Origin of the sequence: Sphaerotilus sp. (assembly GCF_031429695.1) — a bacterium.
Classification (GTDB): domain Bacteria; phylum Pseudomonadota; class Gammaproteobacteria; order Burkholderiales; family Burkholderiaceae_C; genus Sphaerotilus.
The window spans coordinates 60,897-80,396 of record NZ_JANPAB010000008.1; the positions used below are offsets into that span (position 1 = coordinate 60,897).

At 68.3% G+C, this 19,500-nt stretch carries 19 protein-coding genes; 5 read left to right on the forward strand and 14 right to left on the reverse strand.

Features of this window, described 5'->3' with window-relative positions; translation table 11 throughout:
• Positions 1 to 18 precede the first annotated feature (18 nt).
• On the reverse strand, positions 19 to 1,041 hold the full coding sequence (gene mltG, locus RMP06_RS01255) for an endolytic transglycosylase MltG (RefSeq protein ID WP_310459959.1): 1,023 nt from the start codon (positions 1,039 to 1,041) through the stop codon (positions 19 to 21).
• Between the two features lie 47 nt (positions 1,042 to 1,088).
• Here mltG and ygfZ point away from each other — a divergent pair, with 47 nt between their 5' ends.
• The 3 genes from ygfZ to RMP06_RS01270 are packed head-to-tail and all read left to right on the forward strand — an operon-like array spanning position 1,089 to position 3,434.
• Positions 1,089 to 2,081: a CAF17-like 4Fe-4S cluster assembly/insertion protein YgfZ gene (gene ygfZ, locus RMP06_RS01260; protein ID WP_310459960.1), complete on the forward strand. Its 993-nt coding sequence runs from the start codon at positions 1,089 to 1,091 to the stop codon at positions 2,079 to 2,081.
• A 4-nt stretch (positions 2,082 to 2,085) separates the two neighbouring features.
• Positions 2,086 to 2,412, forward strand: coding sequence for a DUF4936 family protein (locus tag RMP06_RS01265; RefSeq protein ID WP_310459961.1), 327 nt, complete (start codon positions 2,086 to 2,088; stop codon positions 2,410 to 2,412).
• The gene (locus tag RMP06_RS01270) at positions 2,412 to 3,434 is read left to right on the forward strand and encodes an NRDE family protein (RefSeq protein WP_310459962.1); all 1,023 of its coding nucleotides are present in this window, start codon (positions 2,412 to 2,414) and stop codon (positions 3,432 to 3,434) included. The genes RMP06_RS01265 and RMP06_RS01270 overlap by 1 nt, the downstream gene beginning before the upstream one ends.
• On the opposite strand, the gene RMP06_RS01275 is transcribed toward RMP06_RS01270, so the two are convergent.
• From RMP06_RS01275 to RMP06_RS01295, 5 genes are all read right to left on the reverse strand, one after another.
• Complete coding sequence (locus RMP06_RS01275) at positions 3,400 to 4,290, reverse strand: YbgC/FadM family acyl-CoA thioesterase (protein WP_310459963.1); 891 nt, start codon at positions 4,288 to 4,290, stop codon at positions 3,400 to 3,402. The two genes, RMP06_RS01270 and RMP06_RS01275, sit on opposite strands and share 35 nt — an antisense overlap.
• 29 nt (positions 4,291 to 4,319) lie before the next feature.
• Positions 4,320 to 5,240 carry an alpha/beta hydrolase gene (locus tag RMP06_RS01280; RefSeq protein WP_473964755.1) on the reverse strand — a complete coding sequence of 307 codons (921 nt, stop codon included), beginning with the start codon at positions 5,238 to 5,240 and terminating at the stop codon, positions 4,320 to 4,322.
• Between the two features lie 26 nt (positions 5,241 to 5,266).
• Positions 5,267 to 6,364, reverse strand: a complete 1,098-nt coding sequence (locus tag RMP06_RS01285) for a patatin-like phospholipase domain-containing protein (RefSeq protein WP_310459965.1) — start codon at positions 6,362 to 6,364, stop codon at positions 5,267 to 5,269.
• A 15-nt stretch (positions 6,365 to 6,379) separates the two neighbouring features.
• On the reverse strand, positions 6,380 to 6,889 hold the full coding sequence (locus RMP06_RS01290; protein ID WP_409050072.1) for a superoxide dismutase family protein: 510 nt from the start codon (positions 6,887 to 6,889) through the stop codon (positions 6,380 to 6,382).
• Between the two features lie 143 nt (positions 6,890 to 7,032).
• Entirely contained in the window at positions 7,033 to 9,402 is a 2,370-nt protein-coding gene (locus RMP06_RS01295; RefSeq protein ID WP_310459966.1) for a Tex family protein, read from the reverse strand.
• Between the two features lie 78 nt (positions 9,403 to 9,480).
• Here RMP06_RS01295 and RMP06_RS01300 point away from each other — a divergent pair, with 78 nt between their 5' ends.
• Entirely contained in the window at positions 9,481 to 10,416 is a 936-nt protein-coding gene (locus RMP06_RS01300; protein ID WP_310459967.1) for a cation diffusion facilitator family transporter, read from the forward strand.
• Here the strand turns inward: RMP06_RS01300 and RMP06_RS01305 are convergent.
• Positions 10,394 to 11,683, reverse strand: coding sequence for a M16 family metallopeptidase (locus tag RMP06_RS01305; RefSeq protein WP_310459968.1), 1,290 nt, complete (start codon positions 11,681 to 11,683; stop codon positions 10,394 to 10,396). The two genes, RMP06_RS01300 and RMP06_RS01305, sit on opposite strands and share 23 nt — an antisense overlap.
• 69 nt (positions 11,684 to 11,752) lie before the next feature.
• On the opposite strand from RMP06_RS01305, the gene RMP06_RS01310 reads away from it, so the two are divergent.
• On the forward strand, positions 11,753 to 12,331 hold the full coding sequence (locus tag RMP06_RS01310; RefSeq protein WP_310459969.1) for a Uma2 family endonuclease: 579 nt from the start codon (positions 11,753 to 11,755) through the stop codon (positions 12,329 to 12,331).
• Here RMP06_RS01310 and RMP06_RS01315 read toward each other — a convergent pair whose 3' ends face one another.
• From RMP06_RS01315 to RMP06_RS01345, 7 genes are all read right to left on the reverse strand, one after another.
• Positions 12,332 to 13,231 (reverse strand): SDR family oxidoreductase, encoded by a 900-nt coding sequence (locus tag RMP06_RS01315; RefSeq protein ID WP_310459970.1) that lies wholly within the window; start codon positions 13,229 to 13,231, stop codon positions 12,332 to 12,334.
• Positions 13,232 to 13,244: 13 nt separating this feature from the next.
• On the reverse strand, positions 13,245 to 14,264 hold the full coding sequence (locus RMP06_RS01320) for an NADP-dependent oxidoreductase (RefSeq protein WP_310459971.1): 1,020 nt from the start codon (positions 14,262 to 14,264) through the stop codon (positions 13,245 to 13,247).
• Between the two features lie 50 nt (positions 14,265 to 14,314).
• Positions 14,315 to 14,755 carry a PaaI family thioesterase gene (locus RMP06_RS01325; RefSeq protein WP_310459972.1) on the reverse strand — a complete coding sequence of 147 codons (441 nt, stop codon included), beginning with the start codon at positions 14,753 to 14,755 and terminating at the stop codon, positions 14,315 to 14,317.
• 20 nt (positions 14,756 to 14,775) lie between these two features.
• Positions 14,776 to 15,567 (reverse strand): SDR family oxidoreductase, encoded by a 792-nt coding sequence (locus tag RMP06_RS01330; protein ID WP_310459973.1) that lies wholly within the window; start codon positions 15,565 to 15,567, stop codon positions 14,776 to 14,778.
• Positions 15,568 to 15,583: 16 nt separating this feature from the next.
• Positions 15,584 to 17,404, reverse strand: a complete 1,821-nt coding sequence (locus RMP06_RS01335; RefSeq protein WP_310459974.1) for an acyl-CoA dehydrogenase — start codon at positions 17,402 to 17,404, stop codon at positions 15,584 to 15,586.
• A gap of 25 nt (positions 17,405 to 17,429) precedes the next feature.
• Positions 17,430 to 18,605: an acetyl-CoA C-acyltransferase gene (locus RMP06_RS01340; protein ID WP_310459975.1), complete on the reverse strand. Its 1,176-nt coding sequence runs from the start codon at positions 18,603 to 18,605 to the stop codon at positions 17,430 to 17,432.
• Positions 18,606 to 18,704: 99 nt separating this feature from the next.
• The gene (locus RMP06_RS01345; RefSeq protein ID WP_310459976.1) at positions 18,705 to 19,385 is read right to left on the reverse strand and encodes a hypothetical protein; all 681 of its coding nucleotides are present in this window, start codon (positions 19,383 to 19,385) and stop codon (positions 18,705 to 18,707) included.
• Between the last annotated feature and the right edge of the window lie 115 nt (positions 19,386 to 19,500).

Here is a 19,500-nt window from a genome sequence, read left to right on the forward strand (position 1 = left end):
GAAGGTGGTGGGATTCGCTCAACGTGCAGCCTTGCGCTGGTATTTATCGACGGCCCGATTATGGTCGGCGAGCGTTTCGCTGAACTGGCTGCTGCCATCGCCGCGTGCGACGAAATACAGCGCCTTGCTGCCCGAGGGCTGCACCACTGCCATCAGGGAGTCCCGCCCCGGCAACGCGATCGGCGTGGGCGGCAGGCCGGCGCGGGTGTAGGTGTTGTAAGGCGTGTCAGTTTGCAGATCCTTGCGGCGCAGGTTGCCGTCGAACCGCTCACCCAGCCCGTAGATCACCGTCGGGTCGGTCTGCAGCGGCATGCGGATGCGCAGGCGGTTGACGAAGACACTCGCCACCATCGGCCGGTCTTCGGCCCGCCCGGTTTCCTTCTCGACGATGGACGCCAGCGTGAGCAGCTCGTCCGCCGACTTCAGCGGGCTGTCCGGCGCGCGCTGGTTCCAGGCCGCCTCGACCCGTTTGCGCATCGCCGCATGGGCACGGCGCAGCACGGTCAGATCGCTGCTGCCCTTGGCGTAGGTGTAGGTGTCGGGGAAAAACCGCCCTTCTGGCGCAGTGCCCGGCACGCCGAGTCTGTCCATCAGCTCCGCATCGGACAGGGCGGCGGACTCGGCCTTCAGTGTCGTGGTGCGTGCCAGTTCGGCCCGCACCTGGCGAAAGGTCCAGCCCTCGATGAGGCGCAGGCGGGCGAGCGACTGGTCGCCATCGACCAGCTTGCGCAGCAATTGTGCTGGCGAAGTGCCCGGCTGGATCTCGTAGCTGCCGGCGCGGATCAGGCGCGATTCGCCCGACCAGCGGAACCACTGGTAGAGCAGCCACGGGGACACCGACAGCCCCGCTTCAGCCACGGACTGCGCCACCTGCCGCGCTGACTGACCCGGCTCCACCTCCAGATCCACGGGGGTGTCCGGGCCACCCATCGGGTGCTGGATCCACCAGTAACTGCCCGCCATGGCGAACGACAGCAACAGCAAGGCGCTGCCCAGCCACAAGGTGGTGCGGCCTTTGGGGGAGCGGCGGACCGGGGCCATCAGAGGGTGGAGTCACAGGGTTGCATGGTGCTGATGATAATGAGGGGATGGACACGACCAACGCCTTTCCCGCTTTTCCTGACCTGACGGTCGACGCCGGCCTCGGCGGCGCCTGTGCGTTGCCGGACTGGGGCGTCATCCGCGCCGTCGGTGCCGACGCCGCCAGCTTCCTCCACGGACAGCTCAGCAACGACGTCAGCCACCTTGGTCCGGCCCAGGCCCGCCTCGGTGCCTACTGCACGCCGCAGGGCCGCATGCTCGCCAGCTTCATCTACGCCCGCCCGGACGCGGAGGAGTTCTGGCTCGCCTGCAGCCACGATGTGCTGGCCCCGACGCTCAAGCGCCTGTCGATGTTCGTGATGCGCGCCAAGGCGAAGCTCACGGACGCCACCGCCGAGCTGTCGGTCCTGGGTCTCGTCGGTGCGCCCGCCGCAGCCTGGCTGGGCGTGGACGCTCCGGCGCGGGCCTGGGACAAGCTGGACCGGGACGGCGCCATGGTGATCCGCCTGCCCGACAGTGGCCTGGGCGGCGCGACCATCGACCGCTGGCTCTGGATCGGCCCGGTCGCGCAGACCGCTGCGGTGCTCGGCGCCCTGCCCGCCCTGTCGCCTGCGCACTGGCAACGGCTCGAAGTGCGCTCCGGCGTGGTGCCGGTGGTCGCCCAGACCTCGGGGCAGTTCGTGCCGCAGATGCTCAACTACGAACTGGTGGGCGGGGTGGATTTCAAGAAAGGCTGCTACCCGGGACAGGAAATCGTGGCGCGCAGCCACTACCTGGGCAAGCTCAAGCGGCGTGCATTCCTGCTGACCGGTGACGCTGCGATGGCACCAGCGCAGGAGGTGTTCTGGAGCGAAGACCCGGGGCAGCCGGCCGGCGTGGTGGCGCGCGCCGCACTGGATGGGCCACAGCATCTGGCGCTGGTGGAACTCAAGATCACCGTGACCCGCAGCGGCACCTTGCACCTCGGACAGCCGGACGGCCCAGCGTTGCGCGTGCTGCCGCTGCCCTACGCGCTGCCGCACGACGCCGAGCCGGCCTGACCACATGGACGATGACACCCGCGACGCGGAGCTGTACGTCTACTACCGCGTGCCTGCCACCGCCAGCGCGCAAGCGCAAGCACAAGCCGAGATCCAGGCCGCGCACGCCGCGCTGCGGAAATCCTGGCCCGCACTGGCCAGCCGCTGCCTCCAGCGCCCGGAAATTCGTGATGGAATGCGCACATGGATGGAGATCCATCATCAGCCGGGGGGACTCGATGCGGCGACCATTGCCAACATCTGTGCGATGTTGTCGCCGTGGCCGAGCGCGCGTGTAGGGCCTCGGCATACCGAAATCTTTGCCACACTGCCCACCAGCGGTGCCCTCTGATGTGCCTAGCTGCCCTTGCCATTGACCACAGCCGACGCTTCCCGCTCGTGCTTGCCGCCAACCGGGACGAGTTCTTCGAGCGGCCCACGGCGCGCCTGGGCTGGTGGACACGGCCCGGCAGTGACACCGAAATCCTGTCCGGTCGCGATCTGAGTGCGGGTGGAACATGGTTCGGCCTGACCGCTGCCGGCAAGTTCGGCTTGCTGACCAACATTCGCGACCCCGCCCGGCAGGATCCGCAGGCGCCGTCCCGTGGCCAGATCATCCCCGACTGGCTCACGACCACCGCCAGCCCAGACCGTTTTTGGGTGCGCACGGCCCTCACCGGCCACAACGGCTTCAACCTGATCGCCGCCGATTTTGCGCACGGTGATTGCTGGTGGCTCAGCAGCGCCCGCGCTTCGCCGGTCCGGCTGGAGAGCGGCGTGTTTGCGCTGTCCAACGGGCTGCTGGATGAGCCTTGGCCCAAAGTTCGCCGCCTGAAGCAGCGACTGGGTGATGCGGTGTCGCAGGCCACCGAGCTGACCGACAGCGGCACGCCTGGTGCCGACGCACTGGCCCAGGCGCTGCTCAACGCGCTGACCGACACGACACAGGCCCGTGACGAGGAGCTGCCATCGACCGGTGTCCCGCGGGAACTGGAGCGGGCGCTGTCTCCCGCCTTCATCCGCACACCTGATGGACGCTACGGCACCCGCTGCTCCACGGTGCTGATCACCGAGCGCATCGGCCGGCACCTCGTCACGCAGGTCTACGAACGCAGCTATCCCGCCGGACCCGGGCTCGCGCTGATGCGCCGGGCGACGCTGAAGGACTGGCCGCCGCGCTACCAGACCGAGCCGGTGCTGGTGAACGACCACCGTACACGTGCCTCGCTGGGCAGCGTCATGTCGCCAGTGCTGGACGCCGTGCTGGACGAGCACGACAGCGGGCCGGACACCTCCGCCACACCCTCGCGTGTCATCAAGCCGCGTGTGCGCAGCCTGCTCAAGCCGGCACGGCCGCGGGCACCAGGGGGCTGATCGCGCGCACCATCTCGACGTGCACGATGCCGGCTTCCTCGAAGTGCGGCCCGTGCTCGGCGAAACCGAATCGCCGGTAGAAATTGACCGCTGACGACTGCGCGTGCGCCACCACCGTGTGGTCACCCCGCGCCGCCGCTGCTGCGATCAGCGCCTCCAGAATCTGCCGCCCGACCGAGCTGCCCCGCATCGGGGCGATCACGGCCATGCGGCCCAGCCGCGCCACGCCGGGTGCGTGTTGCAACAGGCGCCCGGTCGCCAGCGGCATGCCTAGCCGGTTCAACGCCAGGGCATGCACGGCGCTGTGGTCAGCCTCATCGAGTTCCAGATCGAGCGGAATGCCCTGCTCGCGCACGAACACCTCCGCGCGCACATCCTGCGCCGACACGCCCAGCTCGTCCCAGTGCCCGACCTGCACATCCAGCATCGCGGCCCCAGCCTCGAAATCGAGCAGCATCTCGCGCAACTCGGGCGGAACCGGCCGGCTGGACTGCGTGGCCGGATCGGCGAAGACATAGACCAGCTCGCCCGTGACCAGCAGCTTTTCTCCGCGGAACACGGCGCAACGCAGCCGCAGCGAGGTGTTGCCGACCTGCTCGCAGCGGATCGCCACGTCGAGCAGGTCGTCGAAGCGGGCGCTGCCGAGGTACTCCAGCGTGGCCTTGCGCACATAGAGATCGCCGCCTAACCGGGCCATCGCCGCCTGGTAGGGCAAGGCCATCGCGCGCCAGTAGTCGGCAACGGCTGTGTCGAAGTAGTTCAGGTAGTGGCCGTTGAAGACGATCTGCTGCAGATCGACCTCGGACCAGCGCACCCGGAGCCGGTGCGAAAAACGAAAATTGCCGCGCAGCGCCATGACCCGATCCTTATTGGTTTCGTTCAGATTCAAGGATACAGCGCCGCGCGCAGCGCATCCGCAATCGCTTGTTGCGCCAGCGCTGCCTCCGGAATCACGCGGCCGAGCTTGATGAAGTCGTGCGTCACGCCCTTGTACAACTCCAGCTCGACCACACCACCCGCCATGCGCAGCGCGTCGGCGTAGGCCACACCTTCATCGACCAGCGGATCGCATTCGGCCAGACCGATCCAGGCGGGCGCGAGGCCGGCGTGGTCATCCGCCAGCAGCGGGGCGAAGCGCCAGTCGGTGCGCCTGGCATGGTCGATGTACTGGTCGAAGAACCAGTCGATGCCTGCCTTGTCGAGCAGGAAACCTTCGGCGTAGCGTGCGTGTGATGCCGTGTCGGCATGCGCCGTGGTGCCGGGCGTGATGAGCACCTGCAAGGCCAGCGGCAGACCGGCATCCCGCGCCATCAATGCGACCACGGCAGCGAGCGTGCCGCCAGCGCTGTCGCCGCCGACCGCCAGCCGGGCGCCATCGAGTCCGAGCGTGTGCGCATGCCGTGCCAGCCACTGCAAGGCGCCCCAACTGTCCTCGACCGCGGCGGGAAACCGATGCTCCGGCGCCAGCCGGTAGTCGAGCGCCACCACCGCCACGCCGCTGCGCAGCGCGAGCTGGCGGCACAGGCTGTCGTGCGTTTCGAGGCTGCCGACCGTGAACCCGCCGCCGTGCAGGTACAGCAGCACAGGCAAGACGCCCGCTTCGCGCAACTGCGGTGCATAGAGCCGCGCCGGTCGTTCGACGCCCGGGCCGACTGGCAGCACCAGCGTTTCCACACGCGGCAGCGGTGCGCGCGGTGGCTCCAGCACCTCTGCCGCCGATTCGTAGAGCCGGCGGGCTGCGACCGCCCCCAGCGTGTGCAGCGGTGGTCGCCGGGCCTTGCCGATGCGCTCCAGCAACTGGCGCATCGCCGGGGTCAACCGGTGGGCGCCCATCAGGTGGACTCCAGCGGCGTGACGCGGTCGAGCGAACAACCGTCCTGCAGCCACTGCGCGAGTTCGTCGGCCAGACGCTGGCTCTCGGCGACCGAGCGGGTCCACGCCTGCATCCGCCCGGCGTGGTCGTCGCCCCATGCCTTGAAATCGCCACGGTCGGGGATCTTGCCGCGGGGCAGCGTGGCGATCCACTCCGGCGACGGCGCGAGCACGATCAGGTTGTCCAGCCACGGCGTCGGCCGGTGTCGGCGGCGCAAGCCCTTGTCGAGCCACCCCGGCACCAGCCGCGGCTGGAAATGCGGATAGAGCACCAATCCGCCGGAGTCGGGCGTCGCCGCGATTTCGCGCCACGGCCAGTGCAGGTGGTAGTCGGTGATGCCACCGTCCCAGTAGGCGCCACGCGGTGCGCCGGGAATGTCGTGGACCGCGTCGAGCCAGAACGGGATCGAACCTGACCCGAGGATGCTCGGCAGCAGGTTCTCTGGTGTCAGTGCCACACGGCGGGTCGGCAGATCGTCCAGCGACAAGGGCAGCGCGTTCCGGGCGTCGGAGAACAGCACCCGCTCCAGCCAGCCACCCAGCCAGCGCCGGCTGACCGCATTGCTCAGGAAAGCGCCCAGGTAGCCCGGCGCCGTCGTCAGCCGCCGCTCGCGGCGCAGGATGTGGCGTCCACGGCTGGTCACGACGTGGAGCCGGAACCGCGGATGCGCCAGCACCTCGGCCTGTCGTCCAGCGATCTGCACGTCCAACAATTCAGCGAACCGCCGGCTGATGTTGCGGGCCGATTGCCGCTCGCCGCTGGGTGGGGTGTAGCTCTCGGCGATGTAGTCGCGCACGAGACCTGCCAGTGCGGCCTCCGGGTCTGGCAAGGCCGCGCAAGCCATGCGCCAGGCGCCGATGCTTGCGCCGACCAGATGCACGGGCGGCCCGTCCCCGCCCAGCCAGTGGCCGAACAGGAACCGGTCGATCGGCGTCAGAACCAGGCCCTTGGGACCGCCCGCCGCCGCGGCCACCGCCCGCACATCCACCGGACGCAGCCCCTGTGCAGCCAGATGCAGGCGGGCACGTGGCCCCGCGAGAATCTGGAGACTGCGCATCAAGGTCTCAACGGTTCAACGCTTGGTGGACTCGATCACGGCACAGGCGATGCGGGCGCCCGAGTTGCCGGTCGGCTGGGTCTTGTAGTCGTCCGGGCCGGCATGCACGATCAGCCCGCGCCCTGCCAGATCCGCTGGCCCGCCATTGCCCAATGTCACGCCGGTCAGGTGGAAACGCACCTCGACCTTGCCTTCGACATCGGCCTTCAGCGAAGGCATGTCACCGGCGTGGTGGTCGGCATCCTGCGTGCCGTGGGGCTTGCCGGTCGGGTTGAAGTGGCCGCCTGTGCCCATGCCGTCGCCGCTGCTGCAGTCGCTCTTTTCATGGACGTGGAAACCATGTTCCCCGAACGGCTTCAGGCCGCTGATGCGGGCATGCACCATCACATGGTCGCCGTGCTGCTTGAAGGTGACCGTGCCGTTGGCCGTGTTGCCCTTGGTCGCTTCGAGCTTGGCAGTCGCACTCGGGCCGTCGCCCATCATGCGGTCGCGCATGGAGCCCATGCCTTCTTTCATCGCGCCCATGCCATCCTTCATGGTAGAGCAGCCGGACAGGGCCAGAACGGCGGCCGAGAGGGCCAGCAGGGTGCGGACAGGGGTCTTGGTCATCGTGGTTCTCCTTGCGCGCCGACATGGCGGTGTGTGCATTTTGTCCGAATCTGCGGGCTTCAACGCCCACCCTTCAGCTTGGCAAACGCCGCTGCCATGGCACTGCCCCCCGCCGGCGCAGACGCTGGCGCGCCGCGTGCCGGACGCTGTTCCCCGCGCCCCGCCGGCCGGAAGCTGTTGTCCACCTTGGCCGCGCCCTTGGCCGCGCCCTTGGCCGGCGCGGGCGCATCGAGCTTCATCGTCAGCGCGATCCGCTTGCGCACCAGATCGACCTCCACGACGCGGACCTTCACGATGTCGCCGGTCTTGACGATCTCGCGTGCGTCGGTGACGAACTTGTTGCTGAGCTGGCTGACGTGGACCAGACCGTCCTGGTGGACGCCCAGATCGACAAACGCGCCGAACTGCGCGACGTTGCTCACCGTGCCTTCGAGCACCATGCCTTCGACGAGATCCTTGATGTCCTCGACGCCCTCGTTGAAGCGCGCGACCTTGAAATCCGGCCGGGGATCGCGTCCCGGTTTGTCCAGCTCGGCGAGGATGTCCTTGACGGTGATCGCGCCGAACTTCTCGCTGGCAAAGGCTTCAGGCTTGAGCGTCTTGAGCACATCGCTGCGGCCCATCAGCTCGCCGATCGGCCGGCCCGTCTTCGTGATCATCTGCTCTACCACCGGGTAGGATTCCGGGTGGACGCCCCTGATGTCGAGCGGGTTGTCGCCACCACGGATGCGCAGGAAACCGGCCGCCTGCTCGAAGGTCTTCGGGCCGAGGCCCGTCACGTCCAGCAACTGCTTGCGGGTGCGGAAGGCGCCGTTCGCATCCCGCCAGCGCACGATGCTTGCCGCCACCGACCCGCTCAGCCCCGACACCCGAGACAGCAGCGCCGACGACGCCGTGTTCAGATCCACCCCCACCGCGTTCACGCAGTCTTCGACCACGGTGACCAGCGTGCGCGCCAGCTCGCTCTGGTTCACATCGTGCTGGTACTGGCCGACGCCGATGCTCTTCGGGTCGATCTTGACCAGTTCGGCCAGCGGATCCTGCAGACGCCGTGCGATCGACACCGCGCCGCGCAGGCTCACGTCCAGGTCCGGCAGCTCCTTCGATGCAAACTCCGACGCCGAATAGACCGACGCGCCCGCCTCCGACACCACGACCTTGTCGATCTGGCGGTCCGGCGCGAGCTGCTGCAGGCGCTTGATCAGGTCGGCGGCGAGCTTGTCGGTCTCGCGGCTGGCGGTGCCGTTGCCGATGGCGATCAGGTTGACGCCGTGGGTCGCGCACAGCTTGGCCAGCGTGTGCAGCGCGCCTTCCCAGTCGCGGCGCGGCTCGTGCGGGTACACCGTGGACGTGTCGAGCACCTTGCCGGTGTCGCTGACGACGGCGACCTTCACCCCGGTGCGGATGCCCGGGTCCAGCCCCATCACGACGCGCTTGCCCGCGGGCGCGGCCAGCAGCAGGTCGCGCAGGTTTTCGCTGAACACCTTGATCGCCACGCCCTCGGCGCTCTCGCGCAGGCGGGTGAACAGGTCGCGCTCCAGGCTCAGGCTGAGCTTGACCTTCCACGTCCACGCGATCGTCTTGCGGATCAGGTCATCGCTTGGGCGCTTGGCGTGGCTCCAGCCGAGGTGGATGGCGATCTTGCCTTCCGCAAGCGACGGCTGCCCCGGCTGCGGCTCTTCCGCCAGCGCGAGCTTCACGTCCAGCATGTCCAGCCCGCGACCGCGGAACACCGCCAGCGCCCGGTGCGAGGGCACGCGGCTGATCGGCTCGTCGTAGTCGAAGTAGTCACGGAACTTGGAGACGTCCGGGTGGTTCTCGTCCTTACCGTCCATGCGTTTCGACTTGAACAGCCCCTCCGCCCACAGCCACTCGCGCAACTGCTTGACCAGCGCCGCGTCCTCCGCCCAGCGCTCGCTCAGCAAGTCGCGCACACCGTCCAGCACCGCCAGCGCGTCGGCAAAACCGGCCTCGGGGTTGAGAAACGCGGCGGCTTCGGCTTTGGGGTCGAGCGACGGATCGGCAAACAGCTTGTCGGCCAGCGGCTCCAGCCCCGCCTCGCGGGCGATCAGGCCCTTGGTGCGGCGCTTGACCTTGTACGGCAGATACAGGTCTTCCAGCTCCTGCTTGGTCGGCGCAGCCTCGATCGCGGCGCGCAGCGGGGGCGTCAGCTTGCCCTGCTCCTCGATGCTTTTGAGCACCGCGTCGCGCCGGTCCTCCAGCTCGCGCAGGTAGCTCAGACGTGACTCCAGTTCGCGCAACTGGATGTCGTCGAGCCCGTCGGTGACTTCCTTGCGGTAGCGGGCGATGAAGGGCACCGTGGCACCGCTGTCGAGCAGGTCGATGGCGGCCTTGACCTGGGCCGGGCGAGCCTTCAGTTCCGATGCGATCTGAAGAAGGATCTTCTGGGCGTTTTGAGCGTGTTCCAAACCGAGGTGAAAGGCAGTTCGAGAGGCGGCGGAGTTTGCCACAGGGCCACCGGCACGCTGGCGTCCTATGATCGTCCCATGAGTGCCCACGACCACCACGACCACGCCGATCACACCGATCACGACCACCATGGCCATGGCCACCACCACGCCCCGGCGAATTTCAACGCCGCCTTCGCCATCGGTATCAGCCTGAACATCGCCTTCGTGGCGATCGAAGCCTTCTACGGCTGGAAAGTCAATTCGCTGGCGCTGCTGGCCGACGCCGGGCACAACCTGAGCGACGTGATCGGACTGGTGCTGGCCTGGGGCGGCGCACTCGCCGGCAAGCTCACCCCCGACAGCCGCTACACCTACGGCCGCAAGCGCGCCGGCATCGTCGCTGCGTTCGTCAACGCCGTGCTGCTGCTGGTGGCGATGGGCTCGCTGGGCTGGGAGGCCGTGCTGCGGCTCCAGTCCCCCGAGCCTGCGGAGGGCTTCACCATGATGGCGGTGGCCAGCGTGGGCATTGTCATCAACGCCGCCACCGCGCTGCTGTTCATGCGCGGCAGTGAACACGACCTCAACCTGCGCGGTGCCTACCTGCACATGGCCGCCGATGCGCTGGTGTCGGCGGGCGTCGTGGTGGCGGGCGGGCTGGCGCTGTGGCTAGGCTGGGCGTGGATCGACCCGGTGGTCAGCCTGCTGATCGCGGCCGTGATCGTCTGGGGCACCTGGAGCCTGTTCAAGCAGTCGCTGCATCTGCTGTTCGACGGCGTGCCAGACAGTGTGGACCTGGCCGCCGTGGACACCCTGCTCACCGCCCTGCCCGGCGTGGCGCGGGTCCACGATCTGCACGTCTGGGCGATGGGCACCACCGACATCGCCCTGACCGCCCACCTCGTCATGCCAGACGGTGGCGCCGACGACGCGTTCTTGCAGCACGCCACTACGCAATTGCACGACCGCTTCGGGATCGACCATGTGACGCTGCAGGTCGTGCGGGAGCCGTTCAGCCAGGGGTGCAAAGCATAGCCAGCCGGTCTTGGCAACGCTCCTTCGTCCCCGCCGGCACCTTGCCCGTGATCGCCGCCGACACCGGCGCGGCCAGCATCCGCACAAACTGCTGGCGCACCGCGTCCGCGTCGATCGACGCGATCCGCTCCATCCATTCACCCGACGGACGCACGCGGCCGAACACGAACAGATCCTGCGCAGCGCCTTCCAACCGGCGCTGCGACCGCTCGCGGGCACGCACGCTGCGCACCGCCAGCTGGTTGCGGGCACGCTCCAGATGCACCGGGTCGATGGACGCGGCGTGCGCTTGCAGCAGCGTGGTGACTTCCGCGAACAGCGCGTCCAGGTGCTCCGGCGTGGTGGAGGCTTCGATGACGAACTGCCCGGCCAGGTCCGACACATCGGCCGAACACCCGGCGTAGTACACCAGCCCCAGCCGCTCGCGCACCCGGTCGAGCAGCGGCGAACTCATGCCCTCGCCGAACACGGTGGCGGCCATCACGGCGGCGGGCATGTCGGGATCCGCCTGCGCCGGGATCGGAAAGCCCAGAACGACATGGGTCTGGCTGGACCCGCTCTGCCGCCGTGCGCGTACGCCGCCAAGGTAAGCGGGCGCGGCCACAAGGTTCGGCGCTCCGGCCGGCATGGCGCCGAACACCGCCTCGGCCTGCGCAGCCATCGCCTGCGGATCGACCGGCCCGGCAACCGCGACGATGACGTTCGCCCCCGTGTACTGGCGCTGCACGTAGCCCATCAGCTCGTCACGGCTGAACCGCTCGATGTTGCGCCGCTTCCCGATCACCGGCTGCGCCAGCGGGTGGCGGCCGTAGCAGGCTTCGTCGAAGAGCTTGAACGCGGTGGACAGCGCGTCGTCCTCGTCCTCCAGATACTCCTGCAGGATCACTTGCCGCTCGCGCTCCAGCTCGGCCTCGGGGAACTGGCTGTCGAGCACGATGTCGCCGAGCATGCGGATGAACTGCGGCGCGTGTTCGGCCAGCCCGCGCAGGTGGTAGGCGGTGTGGTCCTTGTCGGTGTGGGCGTTGGCCTCGGCGCCGAGCTGTTCGGCGTCGAGGTTGATTTGCTGGCAATCGCGGGTGCGGGTGCCCTTGAAGGCCATGTGTTCGACCACATGGCTGATCCCGTTGAGCCGCGCACTTTCGTGGCGGCTGCCGGTGCGCACGTAGACGCTGACGCAGGCGCTGGCCAGGTGCGGCTGCACGAGGGTGAGCACGCGGACGCCGTTGGCGAGGGTGTGGACGTGGGTGTCGGGATCTTGATCGGGCATGGCCGAATGTATACCGGACGACCCACCCGATCACCCCACCTGATAATGGCTGTACCGAAGGAGGTTCCAATGGGATACGCCGCCCGCACACCCGTCATGACCCCCGACGAGTTTCTCGTCTGGGAACTCGATCAGACCGACCGCCACGAGTTCGTCGGCGGCGAGGTGTACGCCATGGCCGGCGGCGACGATCGCCACGCACGGGTGACGCTGAACGTGGCGGGTGCCGTCAACCTGCACCTGCGCGGCTCGGGCTGCCGCACCTACAGCACCGACATGCGGCTCAGCGTGGAGGCGCTCGGCAGCTACTTCTATCCCGACGTGATGGTCACTTGCAGCGCCGCCGACCACGCCCAGCGACAGGCCAAGCGGGAGCCTGTGCTGGTCGTCGAAGTGCTGTCGCCGAGCACCCGCCACTACGACCGGGGCGAGAAAAGCTTCCACTACCGGCAACTCCCCAGCATGCGGGAAATCGTGCTGATCGACATCGCCAGCCGCACCACGGAGGTCTATCGCCGACAGGATGCCTCCCACTGGACGCTGGCGCAGTCCGCGCAGGGCGAGAGCGTGCGCTTCGAGAGCATCGGCTTGCAGCTCACCGCTGACGAGATGTTCGCTGACGTGGACGACCACACCGACGCGGCCTGATCACCCGCGCAGCGCCGCCCGCAGCTTGTCCCCCAGATCCGGCCGCTCCTTGAACGGATCAGTCGGGTTGCGCCCCTGCAGCACGTCTTCCAGCCGCGTGCCGACCAGCCCGACCGCCCTCGGGTGGCTGTAGATGTAGAACTGTCCGGCCAGCACGGCGTCCACCACTTTCTGCGCCACCTCGGCGGCCGTGATCTTGCCGCTGGTCACGGCCTTGTCGCTCATGGCCTGGGCGACGAGCTGGCTGGCGGTCGGCGCCTGCTCGGGCAGGTCATCGGGGCGGTTGCGGTGGCTCTGGTGGATGCCGGTCGGCACGAAGTACGGGCACAGCACGCTGGCGCTGACCTGCGACGTGACCAGCGACAAGTCCTGGAACAGCGTCTCGGACAGACTCACCACTGCGTGCTTGGTGACGTTGTAGACGCCCATGTTCGGCGTGTTCAGCAGTCCGGCCATCGAGGCGGTGTTGACGATGTGGCCTTCCCAGTCCGGGTCGGCCTTCGCGGCGGCGAGCATCATCGGCGTGAACACGCGCACCCCGTGCGCCACGCCCATCAGGTTGACGCCGACGACCCATTCCCAGTCCGCCAGCGTGTGCTCCCAGATCAACCCGCCCGCGCCCACGCCTGCGTTGTTGAACACCAGATGCGGCGCCCCGAAGCGTTGGCGCGTCGCTGCGCCCAGCGCTTCGACCTGATCCGCCTTCGACACATCGAGCCGGAACGCCAGCACCTCGGCGCCGAGCGCAGTGATTTCGGCGGCGGCGCGGTCTAGCGCGTCCTGCTGCACATCGGCCATGACGATCTTCATGCCCTGCGCCGCACACAGCCGCGCCAGTTCCAGCCCGAAGCCGGACGCCGCGCCGGTCAGCACGGCGGTCTTGCCCATCAGTGACTTCATCGCGGCACCCCTCTCAGACCAGCTTGACGAGCTGCTTGCCGAAGTTCTTGCCCTTGAGCAAGCCGAGGAAGGCGTCCGGCGCACTGGCGATGCCCTGCGCCACCGACTCGCGGAACTTGAGCTGGCCGGTCGCCACCGCCGTGCCGAGTTCCTTCAGCGCCTCGGGCCAGACTTCCATGTGCTCGCTGACGATGAAACCTTCGATCTTCATGCGGTTGACGAGGATCAGCGCCGGATTCGCCATGACCATCGGCTCGCCGTTGTAGCCGGCGATCATTCCGCACATCGCGATGCGGCTGAAGGCATTGGCGCGCAGCATCACGGCGTCCAGGATCACGCCGCCGACGTTTTCGAAATAGCCGTCGATGCCCTTCGGACAGGCGGCTTTCAGTGCGCCGGAGAGCGATTTGAGGTCCGGGAACTGGCGGTAGTCGATGCACGCGTCGAAGCCGAGTTCATCCGTCACGTAGGCGCACTTGTCCGGGCCGCCCGCGAGGCCGACGACGCGGCAGCCCCGCGCCTTGGCGAGCTGGCCGACGACGGAGCCGACCGCGCCGCTGGCCGCGCTGACCACCACGGTTTCGCCCGGCTTCGGGTCGACGATCTTCACCAGCCCGTACCAACCGGTAACGCCGGGCATCCCGACTGCGCCGAGGTAGGCCGACAGCGGGATGTGGCGCGTGTCCACCTTCTGCAACACACCGCGCTGGGTCGCATCGACCACGGCGTATTCCTGCCAGCCGCCCATGCCGACAACGGCATCGCCTGCCTTGAAGTGTTCATTGCGCGACTCCACCACCTCGCCGACCGTGCCACCGATCATCACGGCGTCGAGCGGCTGCGGCTGGGCGTAGCTGCGGCCGTCGTTCATCCGGCCGCGCATGTAGGGGTCGAGGCTCAGGAAGTGGTGGCGCACCAGCACCTGACCGTCCGCGAGTTCGGGGACGGGTGTTTCGACGAGGCGGAAGTTGTCGGTGGTCGCCTCGCCCTGCGGGCGGGAGGCGAGGAGGATCTGGTGATTGGTCAGGGACATGGAACTTCCTTCGATGCGTTCTGGATGAATGGTCGTCGGCGGACAGTGGCTCAATCGGAACCCGTGCCGTCGAGTTTTCTTTGCAGCGACTTGATTTCCCGCCCGGCAGCGGGCAGCCGCTTCACGTACTTGAACGTCCCCGTCGCATGGGCGCAGAGCTGCCCGTCGCCGCCGAAGACCTGCCCCTCGGTGAACGCCATCGTCGCCGAGCGGTGCAGCAGCTTGCCGACCGCCCGCAGGCGCCCTTCGCCGGGGCGGAAAAACGAGGTCTTCATCTCGATCGTCACCACGCCGCTTTCCGGCACCACGCTGCGGGCTGCGTGCGCCATCACGACATCGAGCAGCGTCATCGACAGCCCGCCGTGCGCGACGAGGAAGGAGTTCAGCAGCTCGGGTTTCAGCTCGACGTGGATCTCCGCCTCGCCGCCGTCGAAGCGGATCAGCTCGAAGCCCAGATGTTCGACGAAAGGAATGGTGACGGGAAATTGCATGGGTGGGGAGGGATCACAGGTCAGCCGCCGTGGACGGCACTGACGCCGCCGTCCACCGCCAGGATCTGCCCGGTGATGTGCTTGCCCGCCGCGCTGGCGAAGAGCACGGCGGCGCCCTTGAGGTCGTCATCATCGCCCAGCCGGTTCAGCGGCGCCTTCGCAGCGAGCTTGTCCTCGCCGAAATGGGCCAGCACGCCGCGGGTCATCTTGCTCGGGAAGAAACCCGGCGCGAGCGCGTTGACCGTGATCCCGTGGCGGCCCCACTCGCCGGCCAGTGCGCGGGTGAAGTTGACCACCGCGCCCTTGCTGGTGTTGTAGGCGATCGTTGTCATGATCCCGCTGTTGCCGGACAGACCGGCGATCGACGCCACGTTGATGACCCGCCCCGAGCGGCGCGGGATCATGCACCGCTTGCCCACCGCCTGGCTGATCAGGAACACGGCACGCACGTTCAGGTCCATCACCTTGTCCCACGCCTCGACCGGGTGGTCCTCGGCCGGAGCGCCCCAGGTAGCGCCGGCGTTGTTGACGAGGATGTCGATGTCGCCGAGGCGTTCGACCGTGTCCTCCACGATCTTCGCCACGCCGTCCGCCGTGCTTGCATCGGCGGCGACCCAGCGGGCGTCGATGCCACGGGCCTGCAACTGCGCACAGGCGGCTTCGAGTTCGGCGGCCTTGCGGGCGGTCAGCATCACCTTGGCGCCCGCGTCGCCGAGGGCTTCGGCGATCTGCAGGCCCAGGCCACGCGAGCCGCCCGTGACCAGTGCGACGCGGCCGGTCAGGTCGAAAAGTTGTGAAATCGGCGTTCCCATGGGGTGTTTCCTCGGTTCAGAACCAGTCGTCCCGCATCGTGAGGCAGGTGTCATCACGCTCGCGCACCACGGCCAGCCACGCCTCGATGCGCGGCAACTCATGACGGAAGAAGAAGCGGCAAGCGGCATGGCGGCCCTGCCCCGCGGCGCTGTCCATGCCGCTCGACAGGGCCACATCGAGCCACATCCACGCCAGCACGACATGCCCGAATGCCTGCAGATACGGCACCGCATTCGCCAGCGCCTCCTCCGGCACGCCGCTCGCCCACGCCGCCTTGGTCGCGGCGCCGAGCTTCTGCAAGGCCTGCGCCAGCGCCATCGCGAACGGGTGCAGCGCCTCGACCGGCATCGCCCGCTCGATCGTCGCGTTGACCTTGCGCGCCAGCAGCAGCAACCCCGCCCCGCCGTTCATCACCACCTTGCGGCCCAGCAGGTCCAGCGCCTGGATGCCGTGCGTGCCCTCATGGATCATGTTCAGGCGGTTGTCGCGCCAATACTGTTCCACCGGGTAGTCACGGGTGTAGCCGTAGCCGCCGTGGACCTGGATCGCCAGGCTGTTGGCCTCCAGACACCACTCGCTCGGCCAGCTCTTGGCGATCGGCGTGAGCATCTCCAGCAGCAGCGCGGCTTCCTGCGCCGCGTCCGGCTCGCCCGTGTGCTGCTCATCGACCAAGCGGGCGCAGTACAGCGCAAGCGCCAAGCCGCCTTCGACATAACTCTTCTGTGCCAGCAGCATCCGCCGCACGTCGGCGTGGCGAATGATCGGGATCTGCGGCTGGCTCGCGTCCTTGCCGCCAGGGCCGATCGGGCGACCTTGCGGACGGCCGCGGGCGTAGTCGAGACTGGCCTCGTAGCCGGCATACCCGAGCATCACCGCCCCCAGGCCGACGGCGATCCGCGCCTCGTTCATCATGTGGAACATGCCGCGCAGACCCTCGCCCGGCTTGCCCACGAGGTAGCCGATCGCCCCCGCCGCACCGCGCACCGGGAACTTGCCTTCGCCGAAGTTCAGCAGCGTGTTCGGGATGCCGCGATACCCGAGCTTGTGGTTCAGCCCGGCCAGCGCCACGTCGTTGCGCTCGCCGGTCAGCTCGCCATCCAGCCCGACCAGCTTTTTCGGCACGATGAACAGCGAGATGCCGCGTGCGCCCGGCACCAGCTTGCCGTCCGGGCCGGGGATCTTCGCCAGCACGAGGTGGACGATGTTCTCGGCCAGTTCGTGCTCGCCGTTGCTGATCCACATCTTGTTGCCGCGCAGCCGGAAACGCGGGCCAAGCGGGTCGCGGGCAGCATCGTCCCCATCCGGCTCGGCACGGGTGAGAATGTCGGACAGGCTCGACCCGGCCTGCGGCTCGCTCAGGCACATGGTGCCGAAGAAGCGGCCGGTGAACTCCTGGTGCGCGAAGACGCGCCGCTGTGCCTCGGTGCCGTGGGCCATCAGCAGGTTGGCGTTGCCGCTGGTGAGCATGTGCCCGCCGAGACCAATGCCCGCCTTCGAGAAGAAGCTGTTGGCCGCCATCTCGACGACACACGGAAGCTGCATCCCGCCGAGGTCGTAGTCCTGCGCCGCTGCCAACATCCCGGATTCGACGTAGGCGCGGCTGGCCTCAACGGTCGATTCGGGGAGGATGACCTTCTCGCCGTCGAAGCGCGGTTCTTCGACATCGGCGCGGCGGTTGGCGGGGGCGAACTTGTCCTGGGCGATGCGCTCACAGGTGTCTAGCACGGCGGCGAAGGTGTCGCGGCTGTGGTCGGCGAAGCGCGGGCGCTGCGTCAGGTCATCGACGCCGAGCCAGTCGTGCAGCAGGAAATCGACAGTGGGACGCAGTGCGCTCATCGGGTTGCCCTCGTTTCAAAGCACTTCAAAGCACCTCGAAGACGCCCGCCGCCCCCATGCCGCCACCGACGCACATCGTCACGCAGACGTACTTGGCGCCGCGCCGCTTGCCCTCGATCAGCGCGTGGCCGGTGAGCCGCTGGCCGCTGACGCCGTAGGGGTGGCCGAGCGCGATGGCGCCGCCGTTGACATTCAGCCGGTCCAGCGGGATGCCGAGCGTGTCGGCGCAGTACAGCACCTGCACAGCGAACGCCTCGTTCAGCTCCCACAGCCCGATGTCGTCCACCGTCAGGCCGAGCCGCGCCAGCACCTTCGGCACCGCGAACACCGGCCCGATGCCCATCTCGTCCGGCTCGCAGCCCGCCACCGCGAAGCCGAGGAAACGGCCCAGCGGCTGCAGGCCATGCCGTTCGGCGTAGCGTTCATCGACGATGACGCAGGCGCCGCCGCCGTCGCTGAACTGGCTCGCATTGCCCGCGCTGACCACGCCGCCCGGCTGGGCGCTGCGGATGCCGGCCACCGCCTCGTAGGTCGTGCCTTCGCGCAGGCCCTCGTCCACGCTGACCGTGACCTGCTTCGTGCGCAGGCCCAGCACCTTGTCGGCCACGCCCGCCGTGACGGTGATCGGCGCGATCTCGTCGGCGAATCGGCCCGCCGCCTGCGCGGCGCACGCCTTCTGCTGGCTCTCGGCGCCGTACTGGTCCATGCGCTCGCGGGCCATGCCGTAACGCTTGGCGACGGTCTCGGCGGTCTGCAGCATCGGCCAGTAGATTTCCGGCTTGTGCTGCTGGAGCCACGAGTCGATGAACATGTGGTGGTTCATCTCCTGCTGGACACAGGAAATGCTCTCGACACCACCGGCAACGTAGACCTCGCCCTCGCCGCTGATGATCCGCTGGGCGGCCAGCGCGATGGTCTGCAGACCGCTGGAGCAGAAGCGGTTGACGGTGAGGCCCGCGACGCTCATCGGCAGGCCGGCGCGCAGGGCGACCTGGCGGGCGATGTTCCAGCCGGTCGCGCCTTCCGGGTTCGCGCAGCCCATCAGGACATCCTCGATGGCGCCGGGGTCGATGCCCGCGCGTTGCACGGCAGCGGCGACGGCGTGACCGCCGAGCGTCGCGCCGTGGGTCATGTTGAACGCCCCTTTCCAGCTCTTGGCCAGCGGGGTGCGCGCGGTGGAAACGATGACGGCGGTGGTCATGGGGCAGGCTCCGGGTGCGTAAGTTCGCACGCAGTCTAGGGCGAGCGTCCGATGGGGGCCTGTCGTTTCGGAGACAGGGCGCCCAAGGAATCCCGGACTTCAGACCGTCCCGTGCATCAGCCGGCTCCATTGCGGCCGGAGCTGCATCGAGCCTTGAACCTCATGCCAGTACCGCAGCGCAACGGCCGATCCCCCTGTGATGAAACTCCGCCGCCGCTCGATGCGCTGGTCACCGGCCACGCTCTTGCTGATCGCAAACCGCAGTACGCCCTGCGGTGAAAACAGCAAGGCGCATCCCCCGACGAAGCTGAATCCTGGCTGTTTGCCCTGACGCCGGACATGGGCGACTTGCGTGATCACGGCCACGGTCTCGAAATGCACCTCGCCGTCCGGGGTCACGCGGCGGGTGGTTTCCAATGCGTCAATGCGAGGCAGGGTCACCGTTGCCCCGTGTGCCGACACGCGGGGATCGCCTTGGGCGACAAGGCCGCATTCTTCCAGCACCCGCGGCTGAAGCAACCAGGTGCCCAGTGCTTCAGCCTGCGATTGCCGCTCCTGCGGAGGAACCGGGCGGCCAGGTGCGCTGCCGAACCTGGTGTTGGCGAAGCTGAGCCGCAACTCGCTGTCCGCGGTGATCATCGCGCGCAGGAACTCGCCCAGCTTGATGTCGGCCGGCGGACAGTAGTCGATGGCCCGCACCACGATCGAATTGAACTGTCGTGCCAGAACCGCCGCCTCTTCGGCCAGCGCGTCCAGCAGGTCTGCGCGGCTTTGTTGCATAACCCAGCCGAGGCTGAGTTTCCCCTGACCCCAGACGGAGTTACGCCACAGCCCGCGTCACCGGGGTGCCCAAGTGGGTGAAGCGGTTGAGCACTGCGGCCCGCACCTGCAACTC